Genomic DNA, 19,575 nt, shown 5'->3' on the forward strand with positions numbered 1-19,575 from the left:
TCTCTTTATTCCAGTTCCTTTTTCAAAAACTGAGCCGTATAACTTTTTTTATTTTTTGCTACTTCTTCCGGAGTTCCTTTGGCAATCAATTCTCCGCCGCCTTTTCCGCCTTCAGGGCCAATATCAATAATGTAATCGGCAAGTTTGATTACATCCATATTATGTTCGATAACCAGAATGGTATTTCCTTTATCAACCAGTTTGTTGATCACATCCATCAAAACACGAATGTCTTCAAAATGTAAACCTGTAGTCGGTTCATCAAGGATATAAAACGTATTTCCGGTATCTTTTTTTGACAATTCTCCTGCCAGTTTGATACGTTGTGCCTCACCACCCGAAAGCGTTGTGCTTTGCTGACCAAGCGTAATGTAACCTAAACCAACATCCTGAATCGTTTTTACTTTTCGGTAAATCTTAGGTATGTTCTCAAAAAACGGAACCGCTTCATCCACCGTCATATTCAATACATCCGAAATAGATTTTCCTTTGTAACGGATTTCTAAAGTTTCCCTGTTAAAGCGTTTTCCCTGGCAAGTTTCACATTCAACATAAACATCCGGTAAAAAGTTCATTTCGATTGTTCTCACACCGGAACCTTCACAGGTTTCACAGCGTCCGCCTTTTACATTAAAACTAAAACGTCCTGCTTTATAACCCCGAATCATACTTTCAGAAGTCATCGTAAACAAATTTCTGATTTCTGTGAAAACTTCGGTATAAGTCGCCGGATTCGAACGCGGTGTTCTTCCAATCGGACTTTGGTCGATATCAATTACTTTGTCAATATGTTCTAAACCTTCTATCTTTTTGTAAGGTTGTGGTTTTTTTACGCCGTTAAAATAATAAGCATTCAGAATAGGGTAGAGGGTTTCGTTTATCAAAGTGGATTTACCGCTTCCTGAAACTCCTGTAACGCATATTAATCGTCCTAAAGGCAATTCTATCGAAACATTTTTAAGGTTATTTCCGGTTGCGCCTGTTAGTTTAAGAAATTTACCATTTCCTTTACGACGGGCTGAAGGAATCTCCAGTTTCATGGTACCATTCAGATATTGAGCAGTAATCGTATTCGATTTTAAAGTTTCTGCCGGAGTTCCTATACTGATGATTTCTCCGCCGTATTTTCCGGCTTTTGGACCAATATCAATAACATAATCCGCACGTTCAATCATGTCTTTGTCATGTTCAACCACAATAACCGAATTCCCGATATCACGTAATTGTTCTAGCGAATGAATCAGTTTTTCATTGTCTCTCTGGTGTAAACCAATGCTAGGTTCATCCAGAATATATAGAACGCCAACCAATTGCGAGCCAATTTGAGTGGCCAGACGAATACGTTGTGCTTCACCTCCCGAAAGAGATTTTGAACTTCGGCTTAAAGCCAGATAATCCAATCCAACGTTCATCAAAAAGTTTAGACGGTCTTTGATTTCTTTGACCACTTCAGAAGCAATCAAAAGCTGTTTGTCTGACAAATGATTGTTTAAATCCTGAAACCAGGTGGTTAAATCTGAAATATCCATATCACACAATTCGGTGATATTTTTGCCATTGATTTTAAAGAATAAGGCTTCTTTTTTCAAACGGGAGCCTTCGCAAACCGGACAATTTACTTCGTCCATGAAATCTTTTGCCCAGCGTTTTATAGTGGTTGAAGCACTTTCGTCGTATTGGTTTTTAATGAAATTTGAAATTCCTTCAAAATCAATTTTATAATCTCGCGTAACGCCTAAGTCTTTTGAATTTACAGTAAATTTATCTTTTCCGCCATGAAGAATCATTTGCATCGCTTCTTCCGGAATTTTCTCAATCGGATCTGTAATCTTAAAACTGAATTTTTCTCCAATAACTTCTAATTGCTTAAAAATCCAGGATGATTTATATTCACCAAGCGGAGCAAAACCACCGCTTTTAATAGATAATTTAGCATTTGGAATAATCTTTTTTACATTCATTTCATGAACCGTTCCCAATCCGTTACAATGCGGACAAGCTCCTTTTGGAGAGTTGAAAGAAAATAAATTCGGCTCCGGATTTTGATATGAAATTCCCGTTGAAGGGCACATTAAATTTCTACTGAAATAGCGTACTTCATTCGTATCCTGATCTAAAATCATCAATACATTTTCACCGTGATGCATCGCGGTATTGATGCTTTCAGCCAGTCGTTTTTGATTGTCAGCACTATCTTCGATTAGCATTCTGTCGACTACGATTTCGATGTCGTGTGTTTTATAACGGTCTAATTTCATTCCTGAAACCAAATCCTGTACGTCTCCGTTTACGCGGACTTTCAGGAAGCCTTGTTTGGTGATTTGCTGAAATAATTCGGCATAATGTCCTTTTCTGGCTTTAATTACAGGAGCAAGAATATTGATGCGTTTCCCGTTGAAATCCTGAATAATCAAATCTTTAATTTGGTCGTCAGAATAGGAAACCATTTTCTCGCCGGTATTATAACTGAAAGCATCTGCGCCACGGGCATACAGAAGTCGCAGAAAGTCATAAATTTCAGTAATAGTTCCTACAGTCGATCGCGGACTTTTACTGGTTGTTTTTTGTTCAATCGCAATTACGGGTGAAAGTCCGTCGATTTTGTCAACGTCCGGACGTTCTAAACCGCCAAGAAACTGTCTGGCATATGCCGAAAAAGTTTCAACATAACGACGCTGGCCTTCAGCATAAATAGTATCAAATGCCAATGATGATTTTCCTGAGCCCGATAAACCGGTAATAACAACCAGTTTTTCACGCGGAATTGAAATGTCTACATTTTTTAGATTATGAACCCTTGCACCAAGAACTTCAATAGTATTGTCTTTTTCTAACATAATTTTGAGCAAAACGCAAAGTTACCACTTTGATTTGTTCTTTTAGTACTAGAGTACAAAACTTTATGTTACAATTAGTAACAAAAAACGCTAATATAAATTAGCGTTTTCTTTTTCGGGTGATCATATATTCTTCAATAGCTTCTTTGGTGGTATACCAATTTCGACCCTCTTTATAAGCGTCTATTTTGCCTGTTCGTGCTAATAAACTAACATATTCCTGACCATAAGGAGTTTCAGGCTCACTGACAATATCAGATATTTTTTGAAAGTCGTTATCATTATCCGGCATAGCATTCAGATAAATATTAAGCGTGCGTTCTAATGCCTGACACATCAAAAGGATTAGTTTTTGATAATTGCCATTGTTAGCCTGATTCAGGGCTTCGTAATATTTCTTTCTGTCATTTTTAAGAATAATGGCAGGCGGAAACCCACAGCGCATCAATAATAAATTCATGCTTAAACGAACTGTGCGGCCATTTCCATCAAAAAAAGGATGTATCCAGACTAATTTATGATGGTAAATAGTGGCCAGCTCAATATCATTAAGCCCTAACGGATTTGTATTGATAAAATCAATTAATTCATCCAGATAGTCTGAAACTTTATTGGCACTTGGAGGCATAAAATTGGCTCCGGAAATACGAACGCCGCCATTTCGTAAACGCCCCGCAAAATCATCTTCGATAGAACGTAATACTAAACCATGAATCGAAAGTATGTCTATGCTTCTGAGTCGGTATTCGTCATTGACAATCTTGTATAAATAATCAATCGCTTTATCGTGATTATGAGTTTCAAAATGTTCTCTTAATGATTTTCCTTTTATGGTAATGCCTTCCTGAATAACCATTTGAGTTTCACGCAGACTCATGGTATTTCCTTCTATACTATTAGAATTGTAGGTCCATTCCAGCGATAGACTTTCGCGAATTTTATGCAAAGCGATATTGGGCAGAGGTCTGCTGGTTTGCAAATCCTGTCTTTTTTTGTACAATCGCTCAAAAGTTGATTGAAATTCGGTTCTGTATGTAAGGTCTATTTTCCACATTTCCCCACAAATGTACTTCTTAATATCGGATATATGAAATTTTAACCTATCCGATATTAATTTTATTCAATGGTCATGGCACGCAGTTTGGTTCTGTAGGCTTCTAGTGCTATAGATTTGGAAATGAATCCGTAATATTTTTCATTTCGTAAAACCGGAATAAAAGCAGTTTTGGTATTTTCGAATTTACTCATTACGATTTCCATACTGTCGTAGGATGAAATTGTAGCGGCAGGCGTTTTCATTACATCTTTGATTACGGTATATTTCACCCGGTACGAATTGAAAATAATCTCCCGAATGTCATTAAAATGAACTACTCCAACAAGATCCCTGTCGTTATTGACAACTGCAAAAACAACCTGATTGGAATGGGAGATAAGATCAACCAGTTTGGTTAGATTTTCATCAGGATGAACGGTTAAATAATCAGTCTGGATAATGGAATCAATGTCTAAAGTCGAAAGAATATTAGAATCTTTATTACTGGTAAATGCATGACCCTTCTTGGCTAGTCCTTTTACATCCAATGAATGTTTTTCGAATTTTTTAGAAATCGCAAAACTTATTGAGGATACAATCATCAGCGGAATCATTAAGCCATAACCTCCTGTTATTTCGGCAATCAGGAAGATGGCTGTCAATGGTGCGTGAAACAAACCACTAAGAATTCCTGCCATTCCAACCATAGTAAAATTGCTGACAGGCAGATTGGTGAGTCCCGTCATATTAAAAAATTTGGAGAAAAAATAACCCAAATAGGAACCAATAAACAAGGCAGGTGCAAAATTCCCTCCGTTTCCTCCACTTCCTATGGTCAGACCTGTAGCCAGAACTTTTATCATTAAGGTACAGCCAACAAAAACCAGTAAAACCCAATTATTGTCTCTGTAATCGCTAAATAACGTATTGTCTAATAATTTCCCGGGATCACTTTCTGACAGGGTTTTGATACTTTCGTAACCCTCGCCAAAAAGAGTAGGGAAGATAAAAATCAAAATGGCCAGTATCGAAGATCCTATCAATGCTTTTTTATAAGGTCCCATTTCCAGTTTAGAGAAATAGTGTTCTACTTTCTGGAAATTTCGGGAATAATAAATCGCTACAAGCCCTGTTAGTATTCCTAAAATGGCATAAAACGGCGTATTGTGATAATTGAAAGTTTGTTGTTGTCTGAAAGATAATAAGATACTTTCGTCTAATAAAATGGCAGATACAATAGCACCGGTTGCGGCAGAAATCATAATCGGTGTAAAAGCTGAAATACTGACATCCACCAATAATACTTCAATTGCAAAAAGAACTCCTGCAATGGGCGCATTAAATGCTGCTGATATTCCGGCAGCAACGCCACAGCCAATCAGTAATGTTCTGTCTTTATATGGTAATTTATAATTCTGGGCAAAATTAGATCCAAATGCAGCTCCTGTTATCACGATCGGGCTCTCTAAACCTGCAGAACCCCCCAGACCAACAGTTAGCGAGCTGGTCACGATTTGTGCATACATCTGTTTTTTAGGAATTATACTTGCTTTTTTGGCAACAGCATAAAGTATCTGAGAGGTGCCTTTTTGAATACTTCCGCTTAGTACTTTTTTTACAACCAAAACAGTAAGTAAAATTCCAATGATGGGAAGTAAACTATTAATGAAACTTAATTTTAGAATTCCATTAATATAGGTTGCAAACGAAAAAACGCTGTGTGCAAACGTCTTTAAAATAATTACGGCAAGCGAACAGGAAATGCCGATTAAAACACTTGATAAAAAAATAAATTGCTTTGGTGTCATTAAGGATTGCGCCAAAGCAATAATGCTTTCGAGTCTTCTGAAATATTTTTTTAGCATTCTGTCTTAAAAATTACGGATACCACAAATTTAAATTATAATCTTTAAAAAACTATTAAAAAAAGAGAACTAAATTAAAAGCCTACTGCTTTATCATCACCACGGAAGTCTGCGCCACCTTCCAGATTTTTATTGGGAAGAACCAAAATGGCATCAACTTTACCAATAATAGGACTCGATTTTTCGTTGATCAGATAATTTTTTGATTTTAGTTTTTCGATAGTCTTAGCATCGAAAGTATCAGGTTCAAAATTAATGAGGTCAGGCAGCCATTGATGGTGAAAGCGTGGTGCGTTTACTGCGTCCTGCATGCTTAAGTTGTATTCGTAAACATTAAGAATAGTTTGTAAAACAGAGGTAATAATAGTTGAACCGCCCGGCGTACCGACTACCATAAACAATTTGTCATTTTTCTCCACAATTGTGGGTGTCATAGAACTTAACATCCGTTTTTGTGGTGCTATGCTATTGGCTTCATTTCCTACTAAGCCGAACATATTCGGAGATCCCGGCTTTGCACTAAAATCGTCCATTTCGTTATTTAAAAAGAAACCTAGTTCGTCGCAATAATATTTAGAACCATAACCATCATTTAGGGTTGTGGTTGCCGCAACAGCATTTCCAAATTGGTCAACGATAGAATAATGGGTAGTTTCCGTACTTTCATTATACATTACTTTCCCTTCTTTTATTTCAGAGGATAAACTCGCTTTTTCAGGATTAAAAGTAGACATTCGGTCTTTTAAGTAACTATCGGCCATTAAAGCTTTAATCGGAATTTTTACAAAATCAGGGTCACCTAAGTATTGACTTCTGTCCGCATAAGCTCTTCTTTCGGCTTCAACAATGATCTGAATAGATTCAGCTGTATTGTGTCCCAGTTTAGATAAATCGTAAGGTTCTACCATTTTTAAAATTTGCGCCAGACAAATTCCGCCACTGCTGGGAGGAGACATTGAAGTTAATTTTAAATCTTTATAGGTAAATTGAAGTGGTTTTCTCCATTTCGCCTCGTACTTAGCCAAATCTTCAAGCGTGATAATTCCTCCTTTTTTCTTAAGATAATCCACCAGGATTTTAGCAGTTTTGCCTTTGTAGAATTCATCCCTTCCATTTTTCTGAATTCTTTTTAAAGTTTCAGCCAAAGCGGTATATTTAATCGTATCATTTTCTTTGAAGTCAGCTGCCAGAAGTGTTTGGTCTCCATTTATTCTGACAATACTTGTCTTGTAATCTTTCAGGCTTTTTTCCTGTTTTCTCGTTACAATCACACCTCTTTCTGCGAGGGCAATTACAGGCTTTAAAATCTCGGACATAGGCAATGATCCCAGTTTTTTATGAACAGCAAAAACACCTGCAATAGTGCCCGGAACTCCAATTGCCAAAGCTGTTTCGGTGCTTTTTCCCTTAATAACGTTCCCGTCTTTATCTAAAAACATGTCTTTTGTAGCTGCTAACGGTGCTTTTTCACGATAATCTAAAGAGCCGACTTCTCCATTTACTTTTCTGTAAACCATAAATCCGCCGCCGCCAATATTTCCGGCAAATGGAAAAGCAACTGCCAGAGCCAGTTCAGTACCAACCATCGCATCATAAGCATTACCGCCTTTTTTCATGATTTCGACACCTATTTTTGATGCTTCTTCACGGGCAGAAACAACCATAGCTTTTGTAACTACTAATCCTGTTGGTTTTGCCGGGGTTTGCTGCGCTGCGCAACTAATGTAAATGAAGGTAAATAAAAGCGTAATGTTTCTCATAGTAAGAGTAGTTTTTGTTTTGCATGCTCTTTTATATCTTCAAAAAAGAGCGTGAATTCCTGTTCGAATTCGGCGTAATATTCTTTTAATTCGGCACTGGCAAACTGCATTTTTGATTCGTTTTTTGATCTTCGGTCCATTTGCGTCAAAATTTGATGGATGCCTTCAACAGTCTGATAGCTCAAAAGCCAGTTCCGCTCAATCATGTAAGGCATTAAATCCTGTGTTTTCTCTGTCAGGATTTCGTAGTTTTCATGAAGGGATCTGTAAAACCGGTTAATGAAATTTTCCAGTTTTTCATCAGAATATTTCGTCCAGTTTTTAGCTAAAAAATGATCGTAAACAATGTCTACAATCACTCCGGAATAATGATGGTATTTTTCGTGTAGCCGCTTGGTACTTTGTCTGAAAATATCATGCGAATCGGTATAAGTATCTATGGAACGGTGCAAAATAATTCCTTTTTGGACATCCTCCGGAAAATGTTCAAATTGTTTTCCGCGAATTCCATCCGCCATAAAATTGCCAATTTTGATCAGATCATTGTCTCCTGACAAATAAATGTGTGCTAGAAAATTCATTTTTTTGAGGTGCTAAGTTTCTTAGGTACTAAGGTGCTAAGGCTCTTAGGTGGTAAGACGCTAAGTTTATTTTAGTAAATGTATGAAAACTTTTTTATATGGTTTAAAGAATGATTCACTGCACCATTAAAATCTCAGCACCTAAGAGCCTTAGCCCCTCAGCAACTTTTTAGAAAATCTTAGCACCTTAGTACCTAAGAACCTTAGTAACTTTTCTATATTTGTAAACGGTAACCATAACTCACAAAAATGACTTTAATAAAATCTATCTCAGGTATACGTGGAACTATTGGTGGGAAAGTAGGAGATAACCTGACTCCTGTTGATGCCGTAAAATTTGCATCGGGATACGGAACCTTTCTTAAAAATAATACGTCAAAAGAAAAATTAACGGTCGTGATTGGTCGTGATGCCCGAATTTCAGGCCCGATGATTCATAACCTCGTGGTTAATACTTTAATTGGTTTAGGGATTAATGTAATTGATCTTGGACTTTCAACCACACCGACTGTAGAAATTGCAGTGCCATTGGAAAAAGCAGACGGCGGAATTATCCTGACGGCTTCTCATAATCCAAAACAATGGAATGCCCTGAAATTACTAAATGAAAAAGGCGAATTCCTAAGCGGGGCCGAAGGGGCTAAAATTCTTGAAATTGCTGAAGCAGAAGCTTTCGACTTTTCGGATGTGGACAACTTGGGAGAAATTACCATAAATGATGCGTATATGGATATCCATATCGACGAAGTTTTAAACTTAGCTTTAGTGGATGTTGAAGCGGTAAAAGCAGCAAAATTTAAAGTTGTCGTTGATGGGGTAAATTCATCTGGAGGGATCATCATTCCGAGATTATTAGAGTTAATGGGCGTTGAAGTAGTAAAATTGTACTGCGAACCAAACGGACATTTCCCTCATAATCCTGAACCTTTAAAAGAGCATCTGACAGACATTTCTGAATTGGTCGTAAAAGAAAAAGCTGATTTAGGAGTTGTAGTAGATCCGGATGTAGATCGTTTAGCATTTATTTGTGAAGATGGAGAAATGTTTGGAGAAGAATATACTTTGGTCGCTTGTGCAGATTATGTATTGAGTAAAACTCCGGGAAATACCGTTTCTAATATGTCGTCTTCACGTGCATTGCGTGACGTAACAGTTGGACATAACGGAAACTACGAAGCAAGCGCGGTAGGTGAGGTGAATGTAGTAGAACTGATGAAAAAAAATAATGCGATTATTGGTGGTGAGGGTAATGGCGGAATTATCTATCCTGAATCTCATTACGGACGTGATAGTTTGGTAGGAGTAGCTTTATTCTTAACACATCTGGCAAATAAGAAAATGTCAGTTTCGGCTTTGAGAGCTTCCTATCCGGAATATTACATGAGTAAAAATAAAATTGAATTGACTCCACAAATTGATGTTGATGCTATTTTGGTTGCGATGACAGAAAAATATAAAAACGAAGATATTACTACAATTGATGGTGTGAAAATTGATTTCGCAACAGAATGGGTTCATTTAAGAAAATCAAACACAGAACCAATCATCAGAATTTATACAGAAGCGCCTTCTCAGGAGAAAGCAGATGTTCTGGCACTTCGTATCATTGATGAAATAAAAGCGATTGCGGGAATCTAATTTTCAGCTGTTTCATAAAATAAAAAATACCTCTTTCTTTATTCGAAAGAGGTATTTTTTTTGAACGATATTGAGAGAATTAAAATATTAGTTTTTGATGATTTTGATCGACTTCTTAATAGCTCCGTATTGGATATTTACAAAATACACGCCACTGGAAAGCTTCTCACCAATTTTAATATCTTCATTGGTAAAATAAGCATCCGAAGAATAACAGATACTTCCTTTGGTATCGATAATTTTTAAACTTAAAGGTTCAGTAGTTTCCGATTTTATGTGAAGTGTTGCTTGGTCCTTGATCGGATTCGGATAAACGGTAAAAGAATCTTTTTCTAATGCAGGATCATTCACGCCTAAGGTCGTGGTTGCTAAATCAATATAGTTAAAATTCATATCGTTTGATTTGAACTTAATTTTCAGATACACTTCGCCTTTTGGCAGTACAATTCCGTTTACAATTTTATCAGCATAGGTTTGTGCTCCTCCTGTAATTGAAAAAGTTTCATCTGTTTTTACAATTACATCATTAACGTAAATATCGAATTTTCCGGGAATAGTTGCAGAAGCCACACGAAAAGTAAGTTTGTAGGTTCCGGCATCAGCAACATTTAGCATAAATTCATTCCAGTCTCCGTTGTTAATGGAAGAAACATTTTGACCAGTTCCGGAATCTGTAGTGTTTGATAACGTGGTTCCTTTTCTGCGATAATGTTTATTGGCGGTAATTCTTCCGGGAACCGTCATTTTTTTTGTGGTATAAGATGTGTTTACGTACGCTGTACCTATTGGTTTTAAAACGCCGCTTTCCGGCGCAAACAATTGTCCTTCCAACATGTCTGTCCATAACGGGTTAACTCTCCCGCTAAACCAGGAATAGCGGTAAATGTCAGGATCGTTTTCAAAACTGGTTATGATTTCTTTCATGAACGTAGTTTTTTGCTCTGCGGTTTGAATTACCCTGTTAGCGAATTCTGTAACCCAAACCGGGCGATTGTATTTTTTCAGAAGCCCTGTAACGCCAATAACAGATCCTGATGTGGCATCATACGTATGAAAAGCAATATAATCAACTTTACAATTAGGACATAAAAGAAAAAACTGATCATGCCAGGCAATTGGGCTGGTGTATCCTCCATAATTATTGGAGCCATTAAACGCAGGTGCCGCGCTCACGATTTCCAGATTTTTTGCCGCTGCAATTTTTTCGATATTGGCCCACGCATTTACTGCTTCCTGAGGGGTTAGTCTTGCACCATCATTAAAATTAGGTTCATTAAAAGCCAATAAATATTTAGCGCCTGGTTTTATTTTGGCAATAAAGCCTTGTACATCGGCGTCTGAAATTTTACCCCAGGCCATAGGTACAAATTCAACACCGATAGATTGGTAATTGGGTTCAATAGCCTGGTCTGGTGAGGGACTCCAGTTGTACCACCAGGAAACACCTGGTCTGAGCGCAAGTAAATCTTCCTGGGAGTGATAGCCGTAAGCGATTCCGCGTTTTGGACTTTGAGCAAAAACAGCCATTGAAAAACATAACAGCAATACTGTAAAAGATAGGTTTTTTGTCATAGGTAGATAATTAGATTTGGGAAAATTTTTATCAGCTTCAAAGATATTATTGTTGGCTGATTTGTCATCATTATCTTAGCAAAAAAAACAGTACAAAAACCCATCAAAATCTGTTTTATGGTTTTCTGAATTGCTTTAAACGAAAAAAATCCAAAAAGCAATTGTCACTTTTTGGATTTTTAATTTCATCATAGAATTATTTTTCAACTCTGTGTTTCCATCTTTTGTGTGTCCATAAATAATATTCAGGAGTTTCAAGAATTTGTTTTTCTACTTCCCTTAAATATTTCTCGGTAATATCAAAATTGGCATAATCGTGTGGGTTTTCTGCAATAGGCAGGAATGTAGCTTCATAATAACCTCTTGCTACTTTTTTTACCTTTACCATTATAACGCTTAAATCATATTTTTTGGCCAGCATTTCAGCACCGGTATGCACGGGAACTTCAACACCCATAAATTTCATCGAGTGAAAAATCCTGTCCAGTTTTGGAGATTGATCACTGGCTAAACCGTACATGCTTAAAATTCCGTCACGCTGATTTTGGGCCATCATTGGAATTGCCTTTCGGGTTTCAATTAATTCGGTATCATATCTGGAACGAATTTTTCGAACCAATCTGTCAAAATAAGGATTTGCAAGTGTTTTATAAACGGCAATTCCTTTAAAATCAATTTTAGTGTTCATCGTTAAAAGCCATTCATAACTGGCATAATGTGACGCTACCAGAATAACGCTTTTGCCTTTTTTTGCATATTCCTTTACGATATCAAGATTGGTAATTTGAAATCTTTTATCCATTTCTTCCGGTGAAATACCCATCGTCTTAATGGTTTCGAGAAACATATCACACATGTGCTGATAGAATTTCTTTTCGATTACTTTTCTTTCAGCCTCATCTAAATGCGGCAAAGCCAAAGCCAGATTTTCACGTACCACTTTTCTTCGGTATCCTAAAACATAATACACCAGAAAAAATACAAAATCAGAAAACCAATAAAATATTCGGAAAGGAAGTATAGAGATAAGCCAAAGAATAGGGTAGGCTAATATATAAACGAGAAATTGCATGTAAATTTTTTTTACAAATATAAAGTAAAAATGAATAACGACCGATATTTTGGTTTGTTACTGACTTATCTTGAAGAATGATTATATTTACAATTCACATTAAATATTTTTTATGAATACCATTTTGATTGGGATAATAGTTGCCAATGCACTTATAAGCTACAAAGGTTTTAATGATTTTGCCTTTTTTAGAAAATACGAATTTCATGTCGGAAGTATTCGTTCCGGAGAGCAAATTCGAATGTTATCCTCAGGTTTTTTGCATGCCGATATGATGCATTTGATTTTTAATATGCTGACGCTTTGGTTTTTTGCTCCTGTAGTTTTAAATTGGCTGGGGAATTTCTCTTTTGTTCTGGTTTATTTTGGAAGTTTGATTTTTGGAAGTTTGCTAACTATGCTTTTTCATAAAAATGATTACAGCTACAGGGCTGTCGGTGCTTCCGGAGCCGTAACGGGTGTTTTGTATTCTGCGATTCTATTACAGCCGGATATGATGCTGGGTATCTTTTTTGTAATTCCAATACCGGCCTATCTCTTCGGAATTTTATATTTATTGTACTCTATTTACGGAATGAAGGCTAAAAATGATAACATCGGGCATACGGCACATTTTGGCGGCGCAATAGGCGGTTATCTGATTACTTTGATAAAAGTGCCTGCGTTATTTGCAGATCATACCTTAATGGTGATTCTGCTGGCGATTCCGATTGTAATACTTTTCGGGCTGGCAAAATTGGGTAAATTATAATGCTGGCATAACTTTTGAAATGCAACTATCAAACAATTTAAAATATAACAAAAATGAAAAAACTAGTATTATTTTTAACAATCATGTTTATGACTATGTCTTACGGCCAGGAAATCAAACAAATTCCGCAAATTAATGTAAATGGAGAAGGAAAAGTAAAAGTAGCACCTGATCAGGTTTGTATTTCAGCTACGGTTGAAACAAAAGGGAATAATGCTAAAGACGTCAAAAAGCAAAATGACGAAAAAATGGATGCTGTTTTGAAATTCATCAAAAAAATGAATATTCCAACTGCAGATTTCAAAACAAAACAAGTAGCTCTGAATCCGATATACGATTACGAGAAAAAGAAAACCACTTACAATGCTGCTCAGACGGTAGAAATTGTATTGAAAGATTTATCTAAATACGATGAATTAATGGAAGGTTTAGTAGGCCAGGGTATTAACCGTCTGGACAACGTTTCTTTTGAATCGTCTAAATTAGCACAATACCAGTCAGAAGCCAGAAAATTGGCCATTAAAGACGCAAAAGCAAAAGCTGAAGATTATGTTTCCGTTTTAGGACAAAAAGTAGGTAAAGCCTATACGATTTCAGATAATTCTCAGGTATACCACCCACAACCTATGTATGCAGCCATGAGAATGAAAGAATCTGCAGACACAACCGGAGCTGCAAACGAAACTTTGGCAATTGGTGAAATTGAGATTTTAGCAAACGTTACGGTTAGTTTTATTTTAGACTAAATATTAAAAATCACAATAGTTAAAAATCCCAAATTCCAAATCCGGAGTTTGGGATTTTTTATTTATTATCGTGTCGTGTTTAACCGCAATGCACGCAATACTGTAGTTATCCTGATACGCAAAGTTCGCAAAGCTTAAACAGTAAACTTTGCGAACCTTGCGTTTTTTTCCTTGCATGCTTTGCGGTTAAAACCGGAATTTGGATTTTATTTTTTTACTCTATTTAAAAAAATGTTTGTACTCTGGTTTGTACCTTAAGAGTCTTCATAATTCCTTTTACAGCTCTTCCGGCTCAACTTGATTTTAGGTTCATACAAAAATATCTTTTTTAAATTTATGTACTATTTTTAGTATTTGTGTTCAAGCACATTTTTTAAAACGCTTTTAAAATAAGTAAAAACTTACTTAAATACAAAATAGCAATATATTTTTGTTCTCGAGCACATTTTTTATTGTTATTCGAATAACATTATTTATTTTAGTTTCAAATTACATTTTTAAAAACTTTTTTTTGTCAAAAAAGGTATGTTTTTAATTTGAAATTTTTCGTCATAAATACCACATTGCGTAGTTTGATTTTAATAAAAAACAGCAATGTAATCCTGAACGATTTCTATTTCGATTGTATATAGTCTTAAAATATTTTTTAATCACTAACCTAAATTATTAAAATTATGAAAATCAGGAAAATTACATTTATTACTTTATTGTGTTTTGTGCAGGGCTTTGCTCAGACGTATGTCTCAACAGCTGGAAATGATACTACAGGAACTGGTACAGCTGCCTTACCATTTAAAACAATTGTAAAAGGAGTTCAGGCAGCCCCATCTGGCGGAACGGTATTGGTGCTTTCAGGAACTTATCCCGTTACAGGACCTATTTTTGTCGGGAAACCCCTGACTATTCAAAAAAGTGGTTCAGCTGCTGTAGTAATCAACGCTTCGGGATGGACAAGTACGGATACTTATGTATTAGGAATTGTCAACACAAGCAGCGTAACTATTGATGGTTTAACGATTTCCAATAAAATTGGAAATGGCAGTAAAGGAATATGGATTCTGGCCAATTCCGGTGCAGCAGCCAATCTAAACAACATTACAATTAAAAATTGTATTGTTAAAAATATTGGCTGGATCAGCAACAATCTTTCTTCAATTCCTGCTAATAGCGGAATCGTTACCAATGCTATTAAAGTCGATGGAGGAAATGGTACCTACGCAATTACTAATGTTAAAATTGAAAATAATGAAGTAGCGAATTGTGCCACAGGCTGGGGAGAAGCTGTGACCGTAACCGGAAATGTAAATGGTTTCTCGGTTTCAGGAAATACGGTTTATGATATTGCCAATATCGGAATTGTAGCTGCCGGAAACTATACTTCAACAGGGGCAACAAGTAACAACCAGGCAAGGAATGGAGTTATCGGTTCAAATGAAGTTTTTGATTGTATGAGCGCCGTTGCCAATAGTGCCGGTATTTATGTAGATGGTGCATTAAATGTTACGGTACAAAGAAATGAAGTGTATAATTGTGGTGTCGGAATTGCTGTAGGCTCTGAACAAAATACAGCTACCGGAAATGGAGGTCAGTCTACCGGACATATCGTAAACAATAATTCGGTTTATAATAATGTTGTCACGGGAGCTATTTTTGGCGGTGTGATCGGAAGCGGCTATACAACAAGCGTTGGCAACACAAAAATTTACAATAACACTTTTTATAAAAACAGAACCGGAGCCGTTATTAATGGTGTTACTACCATTGCCGGTGTTGCTGTGGGAACGATTGCTGATATTTACGGTGGTGAAGTGCATTTGCAAAACAGTTCCGGAATTACTTTCAAAAACAATATTTTGTATGCTACAACGGGTAAAAAAGCACTTTTAGCTTCTTATGGTTACACCGTTTCGGGTTTTGCATCTAATTATAATTTGTTTTACAGAGAAGGAAATACAGATTTCATTATCGATTTAACGGGAGTTAGTTTCAACGGAAGTTCAGCAACAGGCTCTTATAATCCGGCACAATTTGCAACAGCAACGAGTCAGGATATTAATTCTGTAGTTGGATTACCGGGATTTGTAAATGCTGCTGCTTTTAATTTCACTTTAGCATCAGGCGCTTTTGCTACTGATAAAGGAGATCCGACTTACAATAGTACTTATTCCGGCACCTTAGATTTTGATGATGATATTCGAAAGAGAAATGGAAGAATTGATATAGGATGCTCAGAACTGCAAACAGGATCAACGGCTAAATCAGTAGCTGTAGTTAAAGCAGCTCAGGAAATTGCCCCAAGCTTTTCTATTTATCCTAATCCGGCGTCAGAAGAAATCAATATTAACTTTGGAAAAAACATCAATTCAGCAAGTATTTCAGTATTAGATTTAAATGGCCGCGTACTTGTAAGAAAAGAATATAATGCTACCAGTACAGTAACCATTAATGTTTCGGATCTGAAAAAATCACAATTGGTTATTCTTCAAATTAATGCCGATAACGAAATCAGCAACAATAAGATATATCTTAAATAATTAATACTTTTAGGGAGCAGGGAGATATTATTCTTTTGCTCCCTTTTTATTTTTAAAAAAACCGTACCTTTTTAAAATGAAAAATTATGCAGTAAACCGTATCGAAAAAAACATTTTGCAAATAAATGGCCTGGGAGATAATCCTTTTTGGGATAAAGCAGAAATTCTAACCGATTTTACTTCGCCCTGGAATGAGTTAAGTACTGACAGGATGGAGTTTAGAGCATTATGGGATACTGAAAATATTTATTTTTGTTACATTGTTCATGATGATAATGTTCATATTGACAGGCAAGATGATTCTATTGACAGTATTGGAGAATCAGACCGGGTAGAGATTTTTTTCAGGACAGACGCAGCCCTAAATCCATACTATTGTTTAGAAATTGACCCAACGCCAAGAATTATGGATTTCAAAGCATCTCCAGCGAAAAGATTTGATTTTGACTGGAATTGGCCTGAAAATGATATTACTGTACAATCAAATATCAAGGAAAATTATTTTGTTGTTGAAATAGCAATCAGCATTCAGTCTTTAAAAAACTTTCATTTGATTAAAGACAATAGTATCGAAGCCGGAATTTACAGGGCAAAATATATAAAAGCTGCTAATAATCTTTTTGAACCCATCTGGATTTCATGGGTAAATCCGAATACCGAAGTACCTAATTTTCATATTGCTAGTTCTTTTGGTACTTTGACTTTAATTTAAAAATTAGCTGAATACTGATTTAACCGCAAAGTGCGCTAAAGCTTACGCAAAGCAGGCTACATTATTTCTCGCAAAAGTCGCAAAGTCGCAAAGGAAAACTAAAAAAAAACTTTGCGACTTTGCGACTTTGCGCGATTAAAAAAAGCTTTGCAAACCCTGCGTAAACTTTAGCGCACTTTGCGGTTAAATTACGCTCAATAGTTTATAAAAAATAATCCTTTGCGTTTTCGGTATTAATAATGTCAATTGGCAAAAGCTTTTCGGCAGTAATCTCTTTTTCGAAAATAAAGTGTTCTATTAAATTTGTTGTTCCGAGATAAGCCTGTCGTTTCGGATTTTGGTGAATCAGGAAGTCAATGGTCTTATTATTTAAATATTCTAGATTATTCTCTAATAAATCATAACCCACAAGAGCAATTTTTCTTTCGGGATTTTTAGCAATAATTTTTGCCACCTGATAAGCTTTGGAAGTCGTTACAAAAAGTCCGCTAATAGTTGGATTTGACTCTAAATACTCTTTAAGTGTTGTTTTAAACTGAGGATGTTTTACTTTAAAAGTTTTGATTTCAAATGCTCTGTTTTCCAGCTGATCAAAATAATCCCTGAACCCTTTTTCTTTTTCCTGCATGTGAATCGCATTTTCATAATCTTCATCAATATGAATGATAGCGATGGTTCCTTTTTGAAGCAATAAATCCAATAACCTTGCGGCAATTCTTCCGCTTTGAAATAAATCCTGACCCACAAAACTTTTTATGGAACTCGATTTAAGCTGGTTATTAAAAATACTGGAAATTATACCTTTAGAATTATAGGTTTCAATGGCGTCAATAGCTTCTTTGTGAAATAAAGGAACAAGAAGAACCGCATCCGGAGATGCATTTAAAACCGCTTTATTCGTTTCTACAAAAGAGGCCGTACTTGTGGCATCAAATAAGAAAATTTCAACCTTAACATTAAAAGATTTAAACTCTTTTTTGGCTTCATTGATACCATCGATACACGGCTGCCAATACGGATCGTTTTGAGAATCCGGCAATAAAACACATATGGAATAAATTTGCGTCTTTTTTAAACTTCGGGCCATTAAATTGGGCTGATAATCAATTTTATCCAAAACTTCATTCACCCTGTCAAGAGCATCCTGCGAGACTTTTCCTCTTTTGTGCAAAACGCGATCTACAGTGCCTTTAGAAACACCTGCAAGTTCTGCAATATCCTTAATTGTATAAATTTTTTCCATATAAAAACAAATATATATAAAAATCGAATATGAGAAAATATTAAATTTAATGTGTTCGAAAACATTTTAATTGTGTTCGAGCACATTTTAACACAATTTTCTTTTTTTATAGAATATTAATATATATTTTAGCCGAATATTAATCATATAGTTTATGATATTAACGTAATTATTGTCAGATTAATATTTATTTTTCAATTTATAAGAGAAGTTTTTAATATTGAATTCCATTTTTGAAGATTGCTTTTTTAGAACGAATTGAAAAAATAAAACACGACCAAAACAATTAAAATAATAAACCCATTAATATACTATTTAAATGAGCAAAAGTAAACCTACTCTCGTGATTTTGGCGGCAGGTATTGGAAGTCGATATGGAGGATTAAAACAGTTAGATACGTTTACTCCGGAAGGAGATACCATTATGGATTTTTCGATATATGACGCATTGCAGGCAGGCTTTGGAAAATTTGTATTTATTATAAGTAAGAATATAGAAGAAGAATGCAAAGAAATATTTAATAAAAAACTGGAAGGAAAAGCCGAAGTAGGATATGTTTTTCAGGAAATTGACAATGTTCCGAAACAATATCAAAATCCGGAAAGAAAAAAGCCCTGGGGAACGGGGCATGCCCTGCTAATGGCAAAGGATGAGGTAACCGAAAATTTTGCGATTATTAATGCCGATGATTTTTACGGAAAAGAAGCTTTTGAGATCATGGCAAAAGCCTTAACCGAAATGGACAAGGAATCCTATCATTTCAACATGATGGCCTATCTCCTGAAAAATACGGTTTCCGATCATGGCTTCGTGTCAAGAGGCGAATGTCAGGTAGATGAAAATAATTTTCTGACCGATGTTACCGAACGTACCCATATCGAAAAAATAAACGGAACCCTCATGCGTAAAGATGATCAAGGTGATTTTATTCCCATTGATGAAAATACAATCGTTTCTATGAATTTCTGGGGTTTTACACCAAAATGTTTTGAATTTGGAGGTGCTCTTTTTGAGGAATTCCTGAAAGAAAACGAACACGATTTAAAAGCTGAATTTTTTATTACATCGGTTGTAAATGAAATTCTAAAATCAGATAACGCCTCGCTTGAAGTACTTCAGTCGAATGCCAAATGGTTTGGAGTTACCTACAAGGAAGATAAGGAAATTGTTAAAAAAGAAATCGAAAAACTGAGAGCCCAAAAAGTTTATCCAACTAATCTGTGGTAA

14 protein-coding genes are annotated in these 19,575 nt (G+C 35.8%); 6 read left to right on the forward strand and 8 right to left on the reverse strand.

Annotated features, from left to right (window positions below; genetic code table 11):
• Nucleotides 1-5: 5 nt before the first annotated feature.
• The 5 genes from uvrA to HAV12_RS08435 form a co-directional block, all read right to left on the reverse strand.
• Entirely contained in the window at nt 6-2,837 is a 2,832-nt protein-coding gene (gene uvrA / locus HAV12_RS08415; protein WP_171569247.1) for an excinuclease ABC subunit UvrA, read from the reverse strand.
• Between the two features lie 100 nt (nt 2,838-2,937).
• A complete protein-coding gene (locus HAV12_RS08420; protein ID WP_171569248.1) occupies nt 2,938-3,891 on the reverse strand; it encodes a Fic family protein in 954 nt (317 codons plus the stop codon).
• 62 nt (nt 3,892-3,953) lie between these two features.
• Nucleotides 3,954-5,738, reverse strand: a complete 1,785-nt coding sequence (locus HAV12_RS08425) for a chloride channel protein (protein ID WP_171569249.1) — start codon at nt 5,736-5,738, stop codon at nt 3,954-3,956.
• A gap of 74 nt (nt 5,739-5,812) precedes the next feature.
• The gene (ggt, locus tag HAV12_RS08430; protein ID WP_171569250.1) at nt 5,813-7,498 is read right to left on the reverse strand and encodes a gamma-glutamyltransferase; all 1,686 of its coding nucleotides are present in this window, start codon (nt 7,496-7,498) and stop codon (nt 5,813-5,815) included.
• A complete protein-coding gene (locus tag HAV12_RS08435; RefSeq protein WP_171569251.1) occupies nt 7,495-8,079 on the reverse strand; it encodes an ACP phosphodiesterase in 585 nt (194 codons plus the stop codon). Before HAV12_RS08435 ends, ggt begins: the two co-directional genes overlap by 4 nt.
• Before the next feature lie 249 nt (nt 8,080-8,328).
• On the opposite strand from HAV12_RS08435, the gene glmM reads away from it, so the two are divergent.
• Nucleotides 8,329-9,717 (forward strand): phosphoglucosamine mutase, encoded by a 1,389-nt coding sequence (gene glmM / locus HAV12_RS08440; RefSeq protein ID WP_171569252.1) that lies wholly within the window; start codon nt 8,329-8,331, stop codon nt 9,715-9,717.
• 87 nt (nt 9,718-9,804) lie between these two features.
• Here glmM and HAV12_RS08445 read toward each other — a convergent pair whose 3' ends face one another.
• Both HAV12_RS08445 and HAV12_RS08450 read right to left on the reverse strand, forming a co-directional pair.
• A complete protein-coding gene (locus tag HAV12_RS08445; RefSeq protein WP_171569253.1) occupies nt 9,805-11,289 on the reverse strand; it encodes a glycosyl hydrolase in 1,485 nt (494 codons plus the stop codon).
• A gap of 196 nt (nt 11,290-11,485) precedes the next feature.
• Nucleotides 11,486-12,361, reverse strand: coding sequence for a lysophospholipid acyltransferase family protein (locus tag HAV12_RS08450; RefSeq protein ID WP_171569254.1), 876 nt, complete (start codon nt 12,359-12,361; stop codon nt 11,486-11,488).
• A gap of 112 nt (nt 12,362-12,473) precedes the next feature.
• On the opposite strand from HAV12_RS08450, the gene HAV12_RS08455 reads away from it, so the two are divergent.
• The 4 genes from HAV12_RS08455 (at nt 12,474) to HAV12_RS08470 (ending at nt 17,104) form a co-directional block, all read left to right on the forward strand.
• The gene (locus HAV12_RS08455; protein WP_171569255.1) at nt 12,474-13,112 is read left to right on the forward strand and encodes a rhomboid family intramembrane serine protease; all 639 of its coding nucleotides are present in this window, start codon (nt 12,474-12,476) and stop codon (nt 13,110-13,112) included.
• A gap of 53 nt (nt 13,113-13,165) precedes the next feature.
• The gene (locus HAV12_RS08460; RefSeq protein WP_171569256.1) at nt 13,166-13,858 is read left to right on the forward strand and encodes an SIMPL domain-containing protein; all 693 of its coding nucleotides are present in this window, start codon (nt 13,166-13,168) and stop codon (nt 13,856-13,858) included.
• A gap of 674 nt (nt 13,859-14,532) precedes the next feature.
• Nucleotides 14,533-16,392, forward strand: coding sequence for a T9SS type A sorting domain-containing protein (locus tag HAV12_RS08465; RefSeq protein ID WP_171569257.1), 1,860 nt, complete (start codon nt 14,533-14,535; stop codon nt 16,390-16,392).
• 76 nt (nt 16,393-16,468) lie between these two features.
• Nucleotides 16,469-17,104: a carbohydrate-binding family 9-like protein gene (locus HAV12_RS08470; protein WP_171569258.1), complete on the forward strand. Its 636-nt coding sequence runs from the start codon at nt 16,469-16,471 to the stop codon at nt 17,102-17,104.
• A 202-nt stretch (nt 17,105-17,306) separates the two neighbouring features.
• On the opposite strand, the gene HAV12_RS08475 is transcribed toward HAV12_RS08470, so the two are convergent.
• Complete coding sequence (locus HAV12_RS08475; protein WP_132035515.1) at nt 17,307-18,347, reverse strand: substrate-binding domain-containing protein; 1,041 nt, start codon at nt 18,345-18,347, stop codon at nt 17,307-17,309.
• Between the two features lie 319 nt (nt 18,348-18,666).
• On the opposite strand from HAV12_RS08475, the gene HAV12_RS08480 reads away from it, so the two are divergent.
• Entirely contained in the window at nt 18,667-19,575 is a 909-nt protein-coding gene (locus HAV12_RS08480; protein WP_171569259.1) for a sugar phosphate nucleotidyltransferase, read from the forward strand.

Origin of the sequence: Flavobacterium sp. CLA17, from assembly GCF_013112255.2 — a bacterium.
In the GTDB taxonomy this organism is placed as follows: Bacteria; Bacteroidota; Bacteroidia; order Flavobacteriales; family Flavobacteriaceae; genus Flavobacterium; species Flavobacterium circumlabens.